General features: G+C 61.8%; 15 protein-coding genes. 8 read left to right on the top strand and 7 right to left on the bottom strand.

Annotation, left to right across the window (positions count from 1 at the left end; translation table 11 throughout):
* Positions 1–30 precede the first annotated feature (30 nt).
* A complete protein-coding gene (locus F2P46_RS16245; RefSeq protein WP_166891530.1) occupies positions 31–2,472 on the top strand; it encodes a TonB-dependent receptor in 2,442 nt (813 codons plus the stop codon).
* A gap of 52 nt (positions 2,473–2,524) precedes the next feature.
* On the opposite strand, the gene F2P46_RS16240 is transcribed toward F2P46_RS16245, so the two are convergent.
* Positions 2,525–2,878, bottom strand: coding sequence for an energy transducer TonB (locus tag F2P46_RS16240; protein ID WP_166891529.1), 354 nt, complete (start codon positions 2,876–2,878; stop codon positions 2,525–2,527).
* A 323-nt stretch (positions 2,879–3,201) separates the two neighbouring features.
* A complete protein-coding gene (locus F2P46_RS16235) occupies positions 3,202–4,239 on the bottom strand; it encodes an MBL fold metallo-hydrolase (protein ID WP_208296642.1) in 1,038 nt (345 codons plus the stop codon).
* Positions 4,240–4,365: 126 nt separating this feature from the next.
* Between F2P46_RS16235 and F2P46_RS16230 the strand changes: the two genes are divergently transcribed.
* Positions 4,366–5,004, top strand: a complete 639-nt coding sequence (locus tag F2P46_RS16230) for a TetR/AcrR family transcriptional regulator (protein ID WP_166891523.1) — start codon at positions 4,366–4,368, stop codon at positions 5,002–5,004.
* On the opposite strand, the gene F2P46_RS16225 is transcribed toward F2P46_RS16230, so the two are convergent.
* Positions 4,983–6,071, bottom strand: coding sequence for a sialidase family protein (locus tag F2P46_RS16225; RefSeq protein ID WP_166891520.1), 1,089 nt, complete (start codon positions 6,069–6,071; stop codon positions 4,983–4,985). The two genes, F2P46_RS16230 and F2P46_RS16225, sit on opposite strands and share 22 nt — an antisense overlap.
* Before the next feature lie 2 nt (positions 6,072–6,073).
* Positions 6,074–6,343, bottom strand: a complete 270-nt coding sequence (locus F2P46_RS16220; protein WP_166891517.1) for a MoaD/ThiS family protein — start codon at positions 6,341–6,343, stop codon at positions 6,074–6,076.
* Between the two features lie 121 nt (positions 6,344–6,464).
* On the opposite strand from F2P46_RS16220, the gene F2P46_RS16215 reads away from it, so the two are divergent.
* Positions 6,465–6,776, top strand: coding sequence for a hypothetical protein (locus tag F2P46_RS16215; protein ID WP_166891514.1), 312 nt, complete (start codon positions 6,465–6,467; stop codon positions 6,774–6,776).
* A 131-nt stretch (positions 6,777–6,907) separates the two neighbouring features.
* Here the strand turns inward: F2P46_RS16215 and F2P46_RS16210 are convergent, their stop codons facing one another.
* A complete protein-coding gene (locus tag F2P46_RS16210) occupies positions 6,908–7,417 on the bottom strand; it encodes a hypothetical protein (RefSeq protein WP_166891511.1) in 510 nt (169 codons plus the stop codon).
* A 325-nt stretch (positions 7,418–7,742) separates the two neighbouring features.
* Between F2P46_RS16210 and F2P46_RS16205 the strand changes: the two genes are divergently transcribed.
* Positions 7,743–8,555 carry an ATP-grasp domain-containing protein gene (locus F2P46_RS16205; protein WP_166891508.1) on the top strand — a complete coding sequence of 271 codons (813 nt, stop codon included), beginning with the start codon at positions 7,743–7,745 and terminating at the stop codon, positions 8,553–8,555.
* A 14-nt stretch (positions 8,556–8,569) separates the two neighbouring features.
* On the opposite strand, the gene F2P46_RS16200 is transcribed toward F2P46_RS16205, so the two are convergent.
* Entirely contained in the window at positions 8,570–8,905 is a 336-nt protein-coding gene (locus F2P46_RS16200; protein WP_166891505.1) for a hypothetical protein, read from the bottom strand.
* Positions 8,906–8,997: 92 nt separating this feature from the next.
* A complete protein-coding gene (locus F2P46_RS16195) occupies positions 8,998–9,447 on the bottom strand; it encodes a hypothetical protein (RefSeq protein WP_166891503.1) in 450 nt (149 codons plus the stop codon).
* Positions 9,448–10,413: 966 nt separating this feature from the next.
* Between F2P46_RS16195 and F2P46_RS16190 the strand changes: the two genes are divergently transcribed.
* The 4 genes from F2P46_RS16190 (at position 10,414) to prsK (ending at position 16,481) form a co-directional block, all read left to right on the top strand.
* Complete coding sequence (locus tag F2P46_RS16190) at positions 10,414–11,706, top strand: nucleotide sugar dehydrogenase (RefSeq protein ID WP_166891500.1); 1,293 nt, start codon at positions 10,414–10,416, stop codon at positions 11,704–11,706.
* Positions 11,707–11,748: 42 nt separating this feature from the next.
* Positions 11,749–12,810, top strand: coding sequence for an SDR family oxidoreductase (locus tag F2P46_RS16185; RefSeq protein WP_166891497.1), 1,062 nt, complete (start codon positions 11,749–11,751; stop codon positions 12,808–12,810).
* Between the two features lie 68 nt (positions 12,811–12,878).
* Positions 12,879–14,285 (top strand): TIGR03013 family XrtA/PEP-CTERM system glycosyltransferase, encoded by a 1,407-nt coding sequence (locus tag F2P46_RS16180; protein ID WP_166891494.1) that lies wholly within the window; start codon positions 12,879–12,881, stop codon positions 14,283–14,285.
* Between the two features lie 120 nt (positions 14,286–14,405).
* Entirely contained in the window at positions 14,406–16,481 is a 2,076-nt protein-coding gene (gene prsK / locus F2P46_RS16175) for an XrtA/PEP-CTERM system histidine kinase PrsK (RefSeq protein WP_166891490.1), read from the top strand.
* The last annotated feature ends 19 nt before the right edge of the window (positions 16,482–16,500 follow it).

The raw sequence follows: 16,500 nt of genomic DNA, 5'->3' as shown, positions 1-16,500 counted from the left end.
AAGAGCACAGATAAAAAAGCGAGCATAACGATGAACAGTCACAAGCACTTCCTGCTTTCCTCAGTCACGCTGGCCGTGCTGACCCTGATGAACCAAGCCCAGGCGGCCGGCCAGGCCGCGCCCCCTGCCCCGGCGGCGCCAGACGCGGTGGCGACCGAAATCCAGCAGGTGGTGGTGACCGGCACGGCGTCGGCGCGCGGCACGCGCAAAATCGACACCAGTTTTTCGATCACCACGGCGACCGAAGAGCAACTCAAATCGGCCTCGCCCAGCAGCACCGCCGACGTGCTCAAACTGGTGCCGGGCGTGTATGCGGAGTCGACCGGCGGCCAATCGGGTGCGAATATCGAGGTGCGCGGCTTTCCGTCGGGTAGCGATTCGCCCTTCGTGTCGGTCCAGATGAACGGCAATCCGATCTATCCGGTGCCGGTGCTGTCGTTCTTCGAGGGTTCATCCGCCTTCCGCCTGGACGACACGGTGGCGCGGGTGGAAGTGCTGCGCGGCGGGCCAAGCACGATCTACTCGGTCGGCCAGCCCGGCGCGACCATGAACTTCATCCTGAAAAAGGGGGAAGACACGCCGGAAGCTACCCTGCGCTTTAGCACCGGCACCGGCAAGCTGCGCCGGCTTGACGCTTTTGTGGGCGGCAAGATTGCCGACGGCTGGTACGGGACCATCGGCGGCTTTGCGCGCCAGACCCAGGGCGTGCGCGATCCGCAGTTCAAGGCCGACGACGGCAAGCAGCTGACCGCGTCCATCACGCGCAAGCTCGATGTAGGCGAGGTGACCGCCTACGTACGCACCACCAAGGAAAAGAACGCGTTTTACACCGGCGTGCCGCTCATTTCGAGCGACAACGGGCGCACGATCACGGAGTTTCCCGGCTTCGATCCGCTCACCGGCACCTTGATGAGCAATGAAATGCGCCACTTCACCATCGACGCGGCGCCCGGCAAGACCCTCACGCGCGACCTGGCCGACGGGCGCGGCATGGATGCGACCGTATTCGGGGCCGAGTACGAGCAAAAACTGGGCGGCTGGGATGTGTCGAACAAGGCGAATTACTTCAGCGGCGACCTGAACACGATCTCGATGTTCACCGGGAACAACCCGCTGACGGCGGCGGCTTACCTGGCCAACGCCAACGCGACCCATAATCCGCTGGCGGCAAGCGGTTCGGGCAGCATCAGCTATGTGAAAGGCGGCGTGGTCGATCCCAACCAGCAAGTGGTGCAAGCCGGATTGTGGTCGGTCGAGAAGAAACTGAGCTCGTTCACCAACGAATTTCGTCTCAGCCGCGAGCTGCTCAAGAACAATACGACCACCGTCGGCGCGTATGTGGCGCGCTACAAGTCGAATGACGAATGGTACCTGGGCAACAGCCACCTGATGACGGCCACGCCCAACGCCAGCCTGATCAATGTGCAACTGAGCAACGGCACCATCGTCTCGCGCAACGGGGTGGACGGGAATGTGTTTTATGCGCCGCTGGCATCGTACAAGGGCAACAATACCGCCCTGTTCGTGGCCAATGAGTGGAAAGTGAACGAGCAGATCAAGGTGGACGTGGGTGCGCGCCGCGAAAAGCAGAGCCTGAAAGCGACCATTTCGAACCTGACCTCGATGGATACGGACGCCAATCCGCTAACCGTCTACAACAACGGCACCTCGGTTCCGACCGGCACCAACACCCAGCTCAGCCGGGACGACAGCGTCAATTCCTTCACCGTGGGCGGAATTTACAAGTTTTCCAAGGATATGAGCGTGTTTGCGCGCGCCAATACCGGCCACACCTTCATCTATTTCGACGACATGCGCAACGCCGGCACCCAGGCCGCGCTGAACGACCGCAACGGCGTGCCGACCCCGAAAGTGACGCAGTACGAAGTCGGCTTCAAGACGGTGGGCGAGATGTACAGCGCGTACATCAACGGGTTTTACACGGACTTTACCGGCATTTCCTTCCAGCAGATCACGACCGACGCGGTGCTGAACTCGGTGAGCGGTTCGCGCGGGCATGGCGTGGAGTTCGAGCTGGCCGTGCGGCCGGTGAAAAACCTGCAGGTGAGCTTGATGGGCAACTATCAAGAGTCGAAATACCGCGACAATCCGGCCATTACCGGCAAGCTGGTGCAGCGCCAGCCGAAGATGCAGTTCCGCCTGTCGCCAAGCTACCGCATTCCGATGGGCGACAATTCACTGAAACTGTATGGCACCTACGCGCACGTGGGCAGCCGCTGGGCCGACCAGGCCAATCTGTCGTACCTGCCCTCGTATCAAACAGTGGACGCGGGCATCCTGGCATCGGTGGGCACGCATTGGGAATTCCGGCTCGCGGGCACGAACCTGGGCAATGAACTGGGGCTGACGGAGGGTAATTCGCGCCTGACCGGGGCGCAAAGCAGCGGTCCGATCAATGCACGGCCGATTTTCGGACGCGCGGTGGAGGCGTCGGTGCTGTACCGTTTCTAGAGCAGACAGCAGGCGTGGACATTTTGCATGTCCACGCCGGGGCCACAGCCATTTACTCGACGACCCACGAATACTTGACCTTGGCCCACGCCAGCGCAGCCTGGCCGTCCTTTGCACCCGGTTCGAACTTGCAGCGGGCGCCAGCGCGGACCGAAGCACGATCGACGCGCACCGCGCCGCTCGATTCCACCACTTTCGACTGCACCACTTTGCCATCGGTATCGATCAGATAAGCGACGGTCACGGTGCCGGTTTCGCCGTCATCCTGCCAACGCACTGGAAATTCCGGTTTTTCGCAGCCGGCTACATCGAGACGGGCCGGGCGGTCGGCAGCCATGGCTTGGGTCGCGCTCAGGCACAGCAGGGTTGCGGACAGGACGGTAGCGAAGCGGGTAGTGGCAAACATAAAACCTCCAGAGGGGATGATGGATAAATCCGGCGCTTCTGGCGCTCGAATCGTCTGCTGGGTAGCCAGCTGACAGTTCAAAATATACTGCGGCGCAGCATATTTTCTCAATTTATTATCCCAATGGCGGATATGTCAGTTTCGCATAACTTATTGCATTGCACCAACATCTAGCATTCACAAACCGCATACCAGTTATGCGCGATCTATGTTGGTGCATATACTCACGAAAACGGTTTCAATGGACCTGATTTATAGCGAAACCCTGTTGTAGTGCGTTGTATTAGCGTGTGAAAAGTATGCGACGCCCATGCAAATAGTTTTCAGCCGGGTGCCGGATCGACCCGTTTCCACCACGCCTGGCCGGGCGCCGGGTTCTTCAGGTCGAGCGCCTGCCCCATTTCGGGGGTAGCCAGGCGCACCCCGCGCGCGCTGGCGAGCGCGGCGATGCGGTCGAAGGGCTCGTGCCAGGGATGCAGGCTGAGATCGAAGGTGCCGTTATGCACCGGCATCAGCCATTTACCCTTGAGGTCGAGGAACGCTTGCAGCGTTTGTTCCGGCTGCATGTGCACGTCGGGCCACTGCTCGTCGTAAGCGCCGGTTTCCACCATGGCCACGTCGAAGGGGCCGAACTTGTCGCCGATGGCCTTGAAACCGTCGAAATAGCCGGTGTCGCCGCTGAAAAAGACGCGCAGGTCTTTATGCACAAACACCCACGACGCCCACAAGGTCGCGTTGCCGTCGGTGAGGCTGCGTCCGGAAAAATGCTGGGCCGGGGTGGCGACCAGGCGCACATTGCCGACCTTGCGCTCTTGCCACCAGTCGAGCTCGGTCACCTTGGCGGCGTCGATGCCCCAGGCCACCAGGCGCTCGCCCACGCCCAGCGGGGTGAGGAAGTGCTCGGTCTTGGCGGCCAGCGCCAGCACCGATGCATGGTCGAGGTGATCGTAATGGTCGTGCGAGAGGATCACGGCCTTGAGCGGCGGCAGTTCCTCGATGCTGATCGGCGGCTGGTGAAAGCGCGCCGGGCCGGCCCACTGCACTGGCGACGCGCGCTTGGAAAACACCGGGTCGGTCAGGTAAAACGCGTTGTCGAGCTTGAGCAGCAGGGTCGAATGGCCGAGGCGGAACAGGGTGTTGTCGGGCGCCGCCAGCAACTGAGCGCGGGTCAGCGCTTGCACCGGAATCACGCCGCTCGGCACCGTATCCTTGTTCTTGCCCATCAAAAATGTCCAGCTGAGACGCACGAGTTGCGCGGGACTCTGCTTGAACATGGGAACCGGATTGCGGAATTTGCCGTCGCTGAACTGGGGCGATGGATGCTGCGGCGCGGGGCTGCCGGCGAAGGTGCAAGAGGCCATGAGGAATGTTCCTATTAACAGGAGGCTGAGAAAAAGTCGGTGCACAGATGATCCAATCAGAAATGTACACTACACAGTGTAGTTTCCTTTTTTGGAAAAGTAAACTGGTGGGTGTAAAATAATGGAATGAACACACCCCGCATCACCCCACCCCAGCGCCTGACCGACCGCAAACGCCTGGCTATCCTGAGCGCCGCCGCCGAGCAATTCCGCAGCCTCGGCTTCGAAGCGAGCAGCATGGATAAGATCGCCGCCAATGCCGGCGTGTCGAAACGCACGGTGTACAACCATTTTCCCAGCAAGGATGAGTTATTCGCCGAGACCTTGGTGGCCTTGTTCGAGCGCAGCGCCGCCGGGCTGGACTTGCCTTATCGCAGCGACGCCAGCCTGCGCGCGCAGTTGACTGAATTGATGTCCATTAAAGTACGGGCGATGGCCGACCAGGATTTTCTCGACCTGGCGCGGGTGGCCATTGCCGAGGCCATGCATAAACCGGAGCGGGTCGGCGCCATCGTGACCCGCCTGGGCGAGCGCGAGGAAGGCGTGACGCGCTGGATCCGCGCGGCCCTGGCCGACGGCAAACTGAAGGAATGCGACCCGGTTTTCGCCGCCACCTTGCTTCAAGGACAGGTCAAGGCGATGGCGTTCTGGCCGCAAGTGACCATGGGCGCGCCGCCGCTGGCGCAGCAATTGCACGGCGCCGTGGTCGACGCGGCCGTGAGCATGTTCCTGAGCTACTTCGCTCAGGCAAAACACGCCGCGTAGACGGGCGGCATGGTGGTCGAGACGGTGTGCCAGCTGTCGCCCGCATTGTCCGACATCCACACCCCGCCGCTGGTGGAGGCCATCAGCAAGGTGGCGCCATCGTCGGCCACCGCCAGCCCGTGGCGGTACACCAGGTCGTAGCAATGCTGCTGCGGCAAGCCCGCGTTTTTTACCTTGAAACTGTTGCCGCCATCGTCAGTGCGGGTGACCGCGAGCGCGGCGCCGACCGGAATGCGGCGCTGGTCGGCCTCGGCGGGGGCGAACCAGGCGGTGCCGCCGTCACGCGGATGAGCGGCCACGGCAAAGCCGAAGTTCGACAGCGGCGCGTGCGTGATTTCGGTCCAGTGGTGGCCGTTGTCGGCGGAGCGCCAGATGCCGTTATGGTGCTGGCACCACAGCACATCCGGGTCGCCCTTCGAACGAACGATGCGGTGTGGATCTTGCACGGCTTCATTTTCGTTGAGCTCGGGCGGCATGTAATCGGCGCGCATGCCGGTGGCGCTGATGGTCCAGCTGGCCCCCCCATCTTCGGTGCGCCAGACGCCGCCGCAAGAGACGCCCACCAGCACGTGCTCGCTGTTACGCGGATCGACGCAGATGCTGTGAATGCCGGGCACGTCGTAGCCGCCGCCGAACCATTCGGCACGCTGGGGCACGTCCCACAGCGAGCGCACCAGTTCCCATGAGGCGCCGCGGTCGCTTGACCGGAACAGGCCGCCAGGCAGGGTGCCGGCCCACAGCACGCCGGGCTGGTCGGCGCCGCCCGCTTCCAGCGACCAGATGAGTTTATTCTTCCACTCGACCTTGTCCGTGCTCGCTTCGGGCTTGAGCGGATAGGCGGGCGCGGCGATTTCGGTCCAGACATCGCTGCCGCCATCCTTGCGGTGCAGCTTGACGCCGAAGTGGCCCAGGTTCAGCGCCGCGTAGACGGCCCCATCGCGCGGATCGGCCAGCGCGATCGAGACCGGCTCGCCGAGGAAGTGGCGGGGGCCGATATCCCATCCGGCGTTGCCGCGCTGTAGTTCGAACAGGCCCTTGCGGGTGGAAAGATAGGCAAGCGCATGCATGTTCAGCCTCCGGAAAGTGCTTGCAGGATGTAAACGGTACTGTGGGGCGCGAGCGGGTCGTCGAGGCGGACGCGCTCGTCGCTGCGGCGGCCATCGATGAACACGACGACGTTCTCGCGCAGGTGGTCCTGGTCGTCGAGCACGTAGCCGCGCAACAAAGGGTTGGCGGCGAAGGCGGCGTCGAGTCCGCCGCGCAGGGTGGCGGCGCTGGTGTCGACCTGCGGCACGGCGGTAAACCGGGCAAGCTGCTGGGTGAAAATGAGACGCGCCATGGCATCCGATCACGTGGCTGACGACGATGGGGGAATCAAAGCCGCTTAATTTTATCCCGGATCGGCGTGGCTGTCGCGTGCGGGCCTAGAATGGAAGCGAGTCAACTTTCTGGAGACGAGCATGCCGATCAAACCTCACGAACTTGCCGCGCTGATGCACGAAGTCGAGCAGGAAGACCCCATCGATTTCGCCGACCTGCCCTTCGGCGAGGACGAGCTGCGCGAACTGGTGGCGGCGCACCTGTGCGAGATGGCCGCCGCGATGGACAACTTCAGCACCGAAGACCGGCTGATGACCTTGCTGGCGGTGTCGGCCAAACTGGTGCTGGAAAACCTGGTGCTGCATCTGCAATTGCTGCGCCAGCATGGTTTGCCGGTGAGCGACAGTGTCGAGGAACTGCTGAGCCGGCTACGCAAGCAGGATGGGGGGTGAGCGGACGGGACGGGGTCGGGTATCGGGTGGGTGGGGGCGACGATGGAAACGACAACGTTGGTGGCCGATGAGCTTTGCATCGGAAAGTTCGACGCCCCAAGGGGACGCCCCAAGGGGAGGTCGGGACCCAATCACTTGGAATCTGACGGTGGATAAATATCGTTCACTTTTTCGTGCAACGTACGAGCCAGTTTCATACGCAAACCATTATCCACGTCTTGCCGCTCATTGCGGAAATCATAAATGATGTGGGCAAGAGCCTGTAAGAGGGCGTCGTCCGAACATCGCATCCTATCGATCACTTCCGCTATCTTGTAAACCTCTTCTGCATGTTTGGCCGATTGCTCGAAAAATGTCTCGCTCTTTACCAATCCAGCAAATCTTGAGAAATGAAACGGAAGACCGGGAGCGCCGCTCAAAATCCAACTTAGGTATGGCAACAGTAGTTGTGCAAAGAATGGCCGTTTTACGCATGTTGGGTCGCCGGTAAATCGAACCAGCGTGTCGAGGCCACAGTAGTCCGAAACCATGTGCTCGAACAAATCACAATCCTCTTCCTGCCATTGTTCAAATTCTTTGTCGAGTACATCGGTATACGCCCATCGTTCTATCTTGGGAAAATCCAAAGCCCAATCGTCCATGTACGCCCCGATCCTGTTTCGCTATTGTCGCGACTCAATCCCGGATCTAGTCACTAGAGCGGGCAAAGCTGGATTTGACCTGACAAGAGCTGTCAGGTCAAGTTTGAGCCAATACAGCCGACCACAGAGCTTGGGCCTGCGCCTTCGTGGGGCGACGGCGCGGCCGCTATTGGGCCAATCGCGCGATGTTAAAATCGACCGGTTCCCCTTAGAAAGCCTGTATGCCGTCGATCAAAGCACGTCCCTTCATGTTTGCCGCGCTGCGCGGCATCAGCGCAGGCGCTGAGAATAAGGTCGCCGAGGACTACAACGTGCGGCTGAACAAATGACCAGCGTCCACCCCGCCCCATCGGTGCAGATGCTGTTTCCCTGCGACCCCTTCAACAAGCGCCTTGCCGACGAGGCCTATGGCGAGGAATACGACGCCGCGCGCGTGGCCGGATTCGCCTGTTCGCTGTTTTCCTTCGAAGATTTTGAAGCGGGGCAATTCAAGGCGCAGCCGGCCCTCGCCGCCGGTGTCACCGTGCTGTACCGTGGCTGGATGCTGACGCCGGATGGCTACGCGCGCCTGCATCAGGCCCTTGCCGGGCAGGACTGCGCGATGCTGACCAGTCCGGCCCAGTACCGCCATTGCCACTACTTGCCCGAGTGGTACGCGCTGTGCGAAGAATTTACGCCGGAAACGGTGATCGTCGCGCGCGATGCGGACTTTGCCGCCGCCGTGGAAGGCAAAAACTGGCCCGCCTATTTCGTGAAGGACTACGTGAAATCGCTGACCACCCAGCGCGGCTCGGTGGCAGCCACGCCGCACGAGATTGCGGAGGTGGTCGGCTTGATCGAACGCTACCGGGGCGCGCTCGAGGGCGGCGTGTGCATCCGCAAATTTGAACAGTTGCAAGCCGACAGCGAGGAGCGCTATTTCGTGCTGCGCGGACAGGCGTTTGGGCGCGACGGCACGGTGCCTGCGCTCGTGCACGCACTGGCAAGCCGCATCGACAGCCCGTTTTTCTCGGTTGACGTGGTCGCTTCCAGCGAGGGGACACTGCGGCTGATCGAACTGGGCGACGGCCAGGTATCGGACCGCAAGCAGTGGCCGGTCAAGCGCTTCATGGAGATGCTCGACAGCAGGCCAGCCTGAACCGGCGAGCGCCGTTACGTGCCGCCGTCAACGGCGATGACGGGCGCCGCGCGGTATAGCTTGAGGAACTTGAACATCTTCGGCCATTCCTCGCGCGGACGGAAGGCGATGGCCACTTCGCGGTTCTCGAGCGCGGACTCGGTCAGCACGACATGGTCGGCCACCTGCTTCGCATTCTCGAACTCTTTGGCGTTGACGATGCAGACCGCCTTGAAGAACGGGCCGGCCAGCCACGCCTGGACCTCAGGCGTGTCCTTGAACTTGAGATAGCCGGCCAGCGACGCATGGGCCACGGCCACCATCGCAAAACCGAGCGGCACGTCGTCGCGCACCAAGATATACATTTTCATCGTTACGGCTACTCACAAAGCGGATTGGAAAGATACTGCCCACGCCAGGTGGCATGCACCACACCCTGCGTGTTCAGTATCTGCCCCACCGCTTACTGCGTGATGTGCATGTCGAAACGGGCGCCGCTGGAAAACACGCAGGTGCCTGAGCCCATTTCGGCGCGGGTCATCACGTAATCGCAGCGCACATAGCCGCCACGGTTGCCGGAAGCGTTGGCCACGCCTTTGGCCGCGCCCGGATCGCGCGTCGCCTCGCCGGAAAACGCTTCGCCGCCGGCCGCGAACGAGAATTCGCCATGGCCGCGTTCAGGATTGCTGATGGTACCGGAAATGCGGCCCATGCGCGATGCCTCGTCGTTGGAAGGGTACAGGCGCGCCGTGTAGATCGGGCGAACGGCCGGCACCGGCACGATGGCGACACCGCCGCCGTTGTTGTAGTTGCCGTTGCCGCGCGGCGGATATTGATCGATCGGAACGACGTAGCATGCCGACAGCAGGCTCGATACCGCTACCAATGCCAGAATATGTTTTGCCTTGACCATGTTACCAATCTCCTGAGTAAAAACGCACTGCAACACGCCCTTGCAGCGTCATCCAGTCTGGCTGACGCACTGCAAGTTCGAATGAGTCGCAGTATAGGTAACAAGGTTTCAAAAAAGGAAATATCGCGCACGGTAGCGCGGATTGATACCGCTCGTGGATAAACTCGACACTTCGGGCCGGGCCTGCGGCCTAACGTTCGGCCCCGCCGTTCGGCCCCGCCGTTCGGCCACGCCGTTCGGCCACGCCGTTCGGCCACGCCGTTCGGCCGCGCCGTTCGGCCACGCCGTTCGGCCACGCGGGCAGGAAGGCCTTGACAGCGCCAAGAACTTGGGCCCCCGCCTTCGCGGGGGCGACGGTGGAGCGGCCGCCGGATGGCGCTGCGATGGACCGGATGCGTGGGCGTCAATCCGGGCCAACCCAGCCATTCTCATAGCTGAAAGAACCGTCAGGGCAAAAACGCAACAGTTACTAATAATACTTTTTTGGGCCGCTTGCACGTCATTACAATGAGGATTCAGGCCCGACTTATGCGGCCTTTCCGGAACGCGGCACGGCCTGCGCCGTCGCATCCGGACGCCTCCGGGTGCGCTGCTCCCGCGAACGACCCGCCCTGTCATGGACACATAAAAATAACAACACGCATTTCTCTAATAGTTAGTTAAGTTGTAACGAACTTTGCTACTTCGCAAGGAAAGAGTGTATATTCCTAAGAATATAGTTCCGATCATTATTTATTGCTCGGCGACAGCTGTCGCGTGTAGGCCAAAACCCGTTGGCCGGCGTTAAGGGGATGGCCCTTGGCGGGCGCTGGCAGAGCGCGCGGCGCCTGCGGGAGAGCCCCGACGCAGCCCGCATGTGCCAAGCCCCTGCAACGACAGGGCGCACGATTGTTTTCAAGTTGTAAATTATGTAGGCGTAATTCTGTTGCTATAATAACAAAATACGTTTTAAACAGGGAATCCCAGATGGAAGCAGCAGCAAAAGTAGTGGCCGTCGTTGGCCTCGGTTACGTCGGCCTGCCATTGGCTGTCGAATTCGGCAAGAAACGCACGACCATTGGTTTCGACCTGTCGACCAGCAAGATCGACAGCTATCAGCGCTTCATCGATCCTACCGGCGAACTGAGCAGTGAAGAGTTGCGCGCCGCGCAGCACCTGACCGTCAGCGCCGACCCGGCCGCCATCGCCGGCGCCGACTACATCGTGGTGGCCGTGCCGACTCCGGTCGACATCGCCCACAATCCCGACTTCACCCCGCTCGCGGGCGCCAGCAAGACCGTCGGCCTGCATATGAAGAAGGGCGCGATTGTCATTTTCGAGTCCACCGTATATCCGGGCGCGACCGAGGAAGTCTGCATTCCGATCCTCGAACAGCATTCGGGCCTGAAGTGGATGGAAGACTTCCACGTCGGCTTCTCGCCGGAACGCATCAATCCGGGCGACAAGGAACACACGCTCACCACCATCCTGAAAGTGGTGTCGGGCGACGATGCAGCGACCCTCGACGAAGTGGCCAAGCTGTACGAATCGATCATCACGGCCGGCGTGTATCGCGCATCCTCCGTCAAAGTGGCGGAAGCGGCCAAGGTCATCGAGAACACCCAGCGCGACCTGAATATCGCGCTGATGAACGAACTTGCCATTATTTTCGATAAAATTGGCATCGATACCCTGGAAGTGCTGAAGGCGGCGGGAACCAAGTGGAATTTCCTGCCGTTCCGCCCGGGCCTGGTGGGCGGGCATTGCATCGGCGTCGATCCGTATTACCTGACGCACAAGGCGGAAATGATCGGCTACCACCCGCAAGTGATCCTGGCCGGGCGCCGCATCAACGACGGCATGGCCAAGTTCGTGGCCGAAAAGACCGTCAAGTCGATGATTGCCGCCGGTTTCAACGTCAAGGGCGCGAAAGTGAACGTGATTGGCCTCACCTTCAAAGAAAACTGCCCGGACCTGCGCAATTCGAAGGTGGCCGATATCATCGCCGAGCTGGAAACCTACGGCGTGCAGGTGCACGTGCACGATCCGGTGGCCGACGCCGCCGAAGCCATGCACGAGTACGGCGTCAAGCTCGACAGCTGGGACCAGTTGCCGCAGGCCGACGCCATCATCGCGGCGGTCTCGCATAAGGAATTGCTGGCGCGCCCGCTGTCCGACCTCCAGGCCAAACTGAACAAGGGCGGCTGCTTCATGGATGTCAAATCGCTGTTCGACCAGGACGCCTTGCGCGCCGCCGGTTTTTCCGTCTGGCGCCTGTAGTGGCCTCCGGGAAGCGCCCGCTGGCGCTTCCCTGTATGCAGCATGAATAAGAAACTGGAGTCTGTCGTGGGTAAATTTATCGAGGTTCAACAGCACTTGCGCGCGCACCGCAGCCACTGGCTGGTTACGGGCGCGGCCGGTTTCATCGGGTCGAACCTGGTCGAAGCATTGCTGCGGCTCGGCCAGAAGGTCACCGGCCTCGACAACTTCGCCACCGGCCACCAGCACAACCTGGACCAGGTGCGCGAGCTGGTCGGCAGCGCGGCCTGGGCCGACTTCACCTTTATCCGCGGCGACATCCGCACCCCAAGCGACTGCGCCAAGGCCGTGGCCGGCGCCGACTATGTGCTGCACGAAGCGGCGCTCGGCTCGGTGTCGCGCTCGATGGAAGACCCGATCACCACCAACGACACCAACGTCACCGGTTTCCTGAACATGCTGTTGGCCGCGCGCGACGCCAAGGTGAAACGCTTCGTGTACGCCGCCTCGAGCTCAACCTACGGCGACCATCCGGCCCTGCCCAAGGTCGAAGACGAGATCGGCAGCCCGCTCTCGCCGTACGCCATCACCAAGTATGTCAACGAACTGTACGCCGAAGTGTTCGGGCGCTGCTACGGCACCCAGACCATCGGCCTGCGCTACTTTAATGTGTTCGGCCCGCGCCAGGACCCGGATGGCGCCTACGCCGCCGTGATCCCGCAATGGATTGCCGCGCTGATCAAGAACAAGCCCCTGTTCATCAATGGCGACGGCGAAACCAGCCGCGACTTCTGCTACATCGACAATGTGGTGCAGGCCAACTTGCTGGCCGCCCTGGCCGACAACCCGGAAGCAAGCAACCAGGTCTACAACGTCGCGCTCAACGAGCGCACCAGCCTGAACCAGCTGCACGCGATGATGTGCGACTTGCTGGCAGAACAGTTTCCGCACGTGCGCGACCATCGCCCGCAATACGCGCCTTTCCGCGCCGGCGATGTGCGTCACTCGCAGGCCGATATTTCCAAAGCGATCAAGTTGCTCGGCTTTGCCCCCACCCACCGGATCGGCGAGGGCATGCAACAAGCCATGGCGTGGTACATCCGGAATTTGACTTATAACAATTAAAAGCGTTGCGGCGGAGGCAGCACAGTGCCCGCCATGCAAGGCCTCTTATCCTGTCCAGGGGTGGAAAAATGCTTCGGATTTCTAATCACTATGTCTCACGCGTCGTGTTCGTGCTGCTGTTTGTCGAGGTGCTGATCCTGATCGGCTCGGCTTACGCGGGCGCGGCGCTGCGCGTGTATGAAGACGGCAAGACCTCGCTGCCGCCGCACCTGGACAATTTCCTGATTTCGGCGATCGCCTACGCGATCGCCATCGTGTTCAGCATGAGCGCGCTCGGCATGTACCAGCTGAACCTGACCGAAGGCTTGCGCAATCCCTTCTTCCAGAAGCTGCTGCCCTCGTTCGCGATGGGCTTTTGCATCCTGACACTGCTGTTCTACGTGGTGCCGAACCTGTACTTCGGACGCGGCATCATGTTGCTGGTGTTTATGATCGGGGCCGCCGGCATCTTTGTGGCGCGCACGATTTTCCTCAAGACATCCGAAGCGCGCAAATTCGAATCGCGCATCCTGTTCGTCGGCGGCGGCGCCCTGGCCAACGAATGCCGCGAACTGGCCAACCGCGACCAGGTCTACCACCGCTACGAAATCGCCGGTTTCATCGCCATGCCGTCCGAGGACTCGCGCGTGCCGGCCTCGGCCCTGCTGGAAGTGCGCGGCGGCGAATCGCTGCTGACCCTGGCGCGCCGCCATGATGTCGAGGAAATCGTGGTCTCGGTGGAAAACCGCCGCGGCGGCGCCTTCCCGATCAAGGATTTGCTCGAGTGCAAACTGTACGGCGTGAAAGTAATCGACGCCGCCACCTTCTTCGAGCGCGAGACGAGCCAGATCCGGGTCGATTCCTTGCAGCCGAGCTGGCTGGTATTCGGCGGCGGCTTCGACCAGAGTTTTATCCGCATCTTCGTCAAGCGCACCTTCGACCTGGTGGTCAGCGGCACTTTGCTGGTGGTATCGCTGCCGGTGATGTTCCTGACCGCGCTGGCGATCTACATCGAAGACCGCGCCCCGATTTTTTACCAGCAGGAACGGGTCGGCACGAATGGCCAGACTTTCAAGGTGCTCAAGTTCCGCAGCATGTTCAACGATGCCGAAAAGGGCGGCAAGCCGCAATGGGCGGCCCAGAACGATCCGCGCATCACGCGCGTGGGCAACTTCATCCGCAAATGCCGCATCGATGAATTGCCGCAGATCCTCAACGTGTTCAAGGGCGAGATGAGTTTCGTCGGTCCGCGTCCGGAGCGGCCCTACTTCGTCGAACAGTTGAGCGAGCAGGTTCCCTACTACAACGTACGCCACAGCATCAAGCCCGGCATCACCGGCTGGGCCCAGGTACGCTACGGTTACGGCGCATCTGTCGATGACGCGGTGCAAAAGCTCCAGTATGATCTGTATTATGTGAAAAACAACAGCCTGTTCCTCGACCTGCTGATCCTGATCGACACCCTCAAGGTGGTCATGGGCAGTCACGGGCGTTGACCGCGGCCTGCACCTTGGGCCCCCCCTTGGGTCCCCCCTTGGGGCGGGCCCTGGCGCCGGCCTCGCCCGGCGCCTTGCTCCCCACACCGTGATCCACACCGGAAAGACAAGCGCATCGGAATGCTGAGCAACATCGCCACCATGAGCTATTCAATCGCCGCGCTCGCGTTTGCGCTGCTCGGCGTCGTCCTGCTGACGCGCTGGCGCAGCCGCCAGCATGCGTCCGTGCTGGCGTGCGCCTGCGCGCTGACCATGCTGTGGGGCGGCGCACTGGCGGCCCAGGCCTGGGGCGTGCTGGCCCACATCTGGGCCGGCGAACTACTGGAAGTGGCGCGCAACGGCGCCTGGACCGTGGTGCTGCTGTCGCTGCTGGGCCACTTCGAAGGCACCAGCTGGCGCCAGCTGCGTCGCACCCCGGCCCTGCCGGCCATCGCCCTGCTCTACCTGATGGTGCTGGGCGACAAGATCCTGTCCGAATTCATGCCGGCCGTGCTCGGCCACCAAAGCGGCATCGTGGGCGTGATGGCACGCATCGGCATGGCCGTGCTCGGCATGCTGCTGGTCGAACAGTTGTACCGCAACAAGCCGGTGCAGGAACGCTGGGCCATCAAATTCGCTTGCCTCGGCATCGGCGGCATCTTCGTCTTCGATTTCTATCTGTACAGCAACGCCTTGCTGATGCGTCAGATCAATCCCGAAATCTGGTCCGCGCGCGGCGTGGTCGACGCCCTGACCGCGCCCCTGATCGCGGTGTCGGTGGCGCGCAGCGCATCGTGGTCGTCGCACATCGCGGTTTCGCGCCGCCTGCTGTTCCATTCGGCCGCCCTGTTCGGCTCGGCCGCTTACCTGCTGGCCATGGGCGCGGCCGGCTATTATCTGCGCTACTTCGGCGGCCAGTGGGGCTCGCTGATGCAGATGGCCTTCCTGTTCGGCGCCTTGGTGCTGCTGGCCGGCATTTTGTTCTCGGGCACTTTCCGCTCTTGGCTGAAAGTATTCATCAGCAAGCATTTCTACAGCTACAACTACGACTACCGCGAAGAATGGCTGCGCTTTACGCGCACCCTGTCCGAAGCCGGTCCCAACCTGGGCGAGCGTACCTTGCAAGCGGTGGGCGAGCTGGTCGAAAGTTCCGGCGGCATGCTGTGGATCCGGCGCGAAGCGGGCCTGTGCGAACCGGTGGCCAACTGGCACATGCCGGAACTGGCCCCATCCGAGCCGGACGATTCAGCCTTCTGCCGCTTCCTGGAATCGCGCCAGTGGGTGGTCGACCTGCAGGAGTTCACGGCGGACCCGGATAAATACGAAGGCCTGATGCTGCCCGATTGGCTGGGTAAATTTCCGCGCGGGCGGCTGGTGGTGCCGCTGATGCTGCAAGGGCGCCTGTTCGGCTTCATGCTGCTGTTGCAGCCGCGCAGCGCGATCACCCTGAACTGGGAAGTGATCGACCTGCTCAAGATTGCCGGCAGCCAGGCCGCCAGCTATCTGGCCCAGCACGAAGCGGCCAGCGCCCTGATGCTGGCGCGCCAGTTCGAATCGTTCAACCGCATGTCGACCTTCGTGGTGCACGACTTGAAAAACCTGGTGTCGCAACTGGGCCTCTTGATTCCGAATGCCGAAAAGCACAAGGACAACCCCGAATTCCAGCGCGACATGCTCGAAACGGTGACCCTGTCGGTGCAAAAGATGCGCCTGATGCTGCAAAAGCTCAGCCGCAGCGCCTCGCAGGAGCGCCCGGCCCCCCTGTCGATCGAAAAACTGCTGGCCCAGGCGGTGGCCAACAAGGCCGCCTTCGAGCCGCGCCCCTTGCTCACGATTGCCGAACCGCGCCTGCGCGTGGTGGCCGACTGGGAACGCCTGGAACGGGTGGTGGGCCACCTGATCCAGAACGCCATCGAAGCCACGCCCAAGGAGGGCCAGGTGGCAATCACGCTCAGCCGTGCGGGCGATTCGGTTATCATCGAGATCCGCGACACCGGCGAAGGCATGAGCGAAGAATTCATCCGCGAGCGCCTGTACAAGCCGTTCGAATCGACCAAATCGGCCGGCATGGGGATTGGCGCTTTTGAGAGCCGCGAATACATTCACGAGCTCGGCGGCAACCTGGCGGTCAGCAGCACGCCGCCGCAAGGCACCACGTTCAGAATCACCCTGCCGCTTTGCCAGCAGGACACTCAAACTGTCGATAAAGCCGCATGACGGCTAGAGGATCGCTGTG

This window comes from Massilia sp. CCM 8734 (assembly GCF_011682155.1).
GTDB classification, from domain to species: Bacteria; Pseudomonadota; Gammaproteobacteria; order Burkholderiales; family Burkholderiaceae_D; genus Telluria_A; species Telluria_A rubra.
Note: the sequence above shows the minus strand (reverse complement) of the source record. Positions and strands in the feature narration are given on the sequence as shown.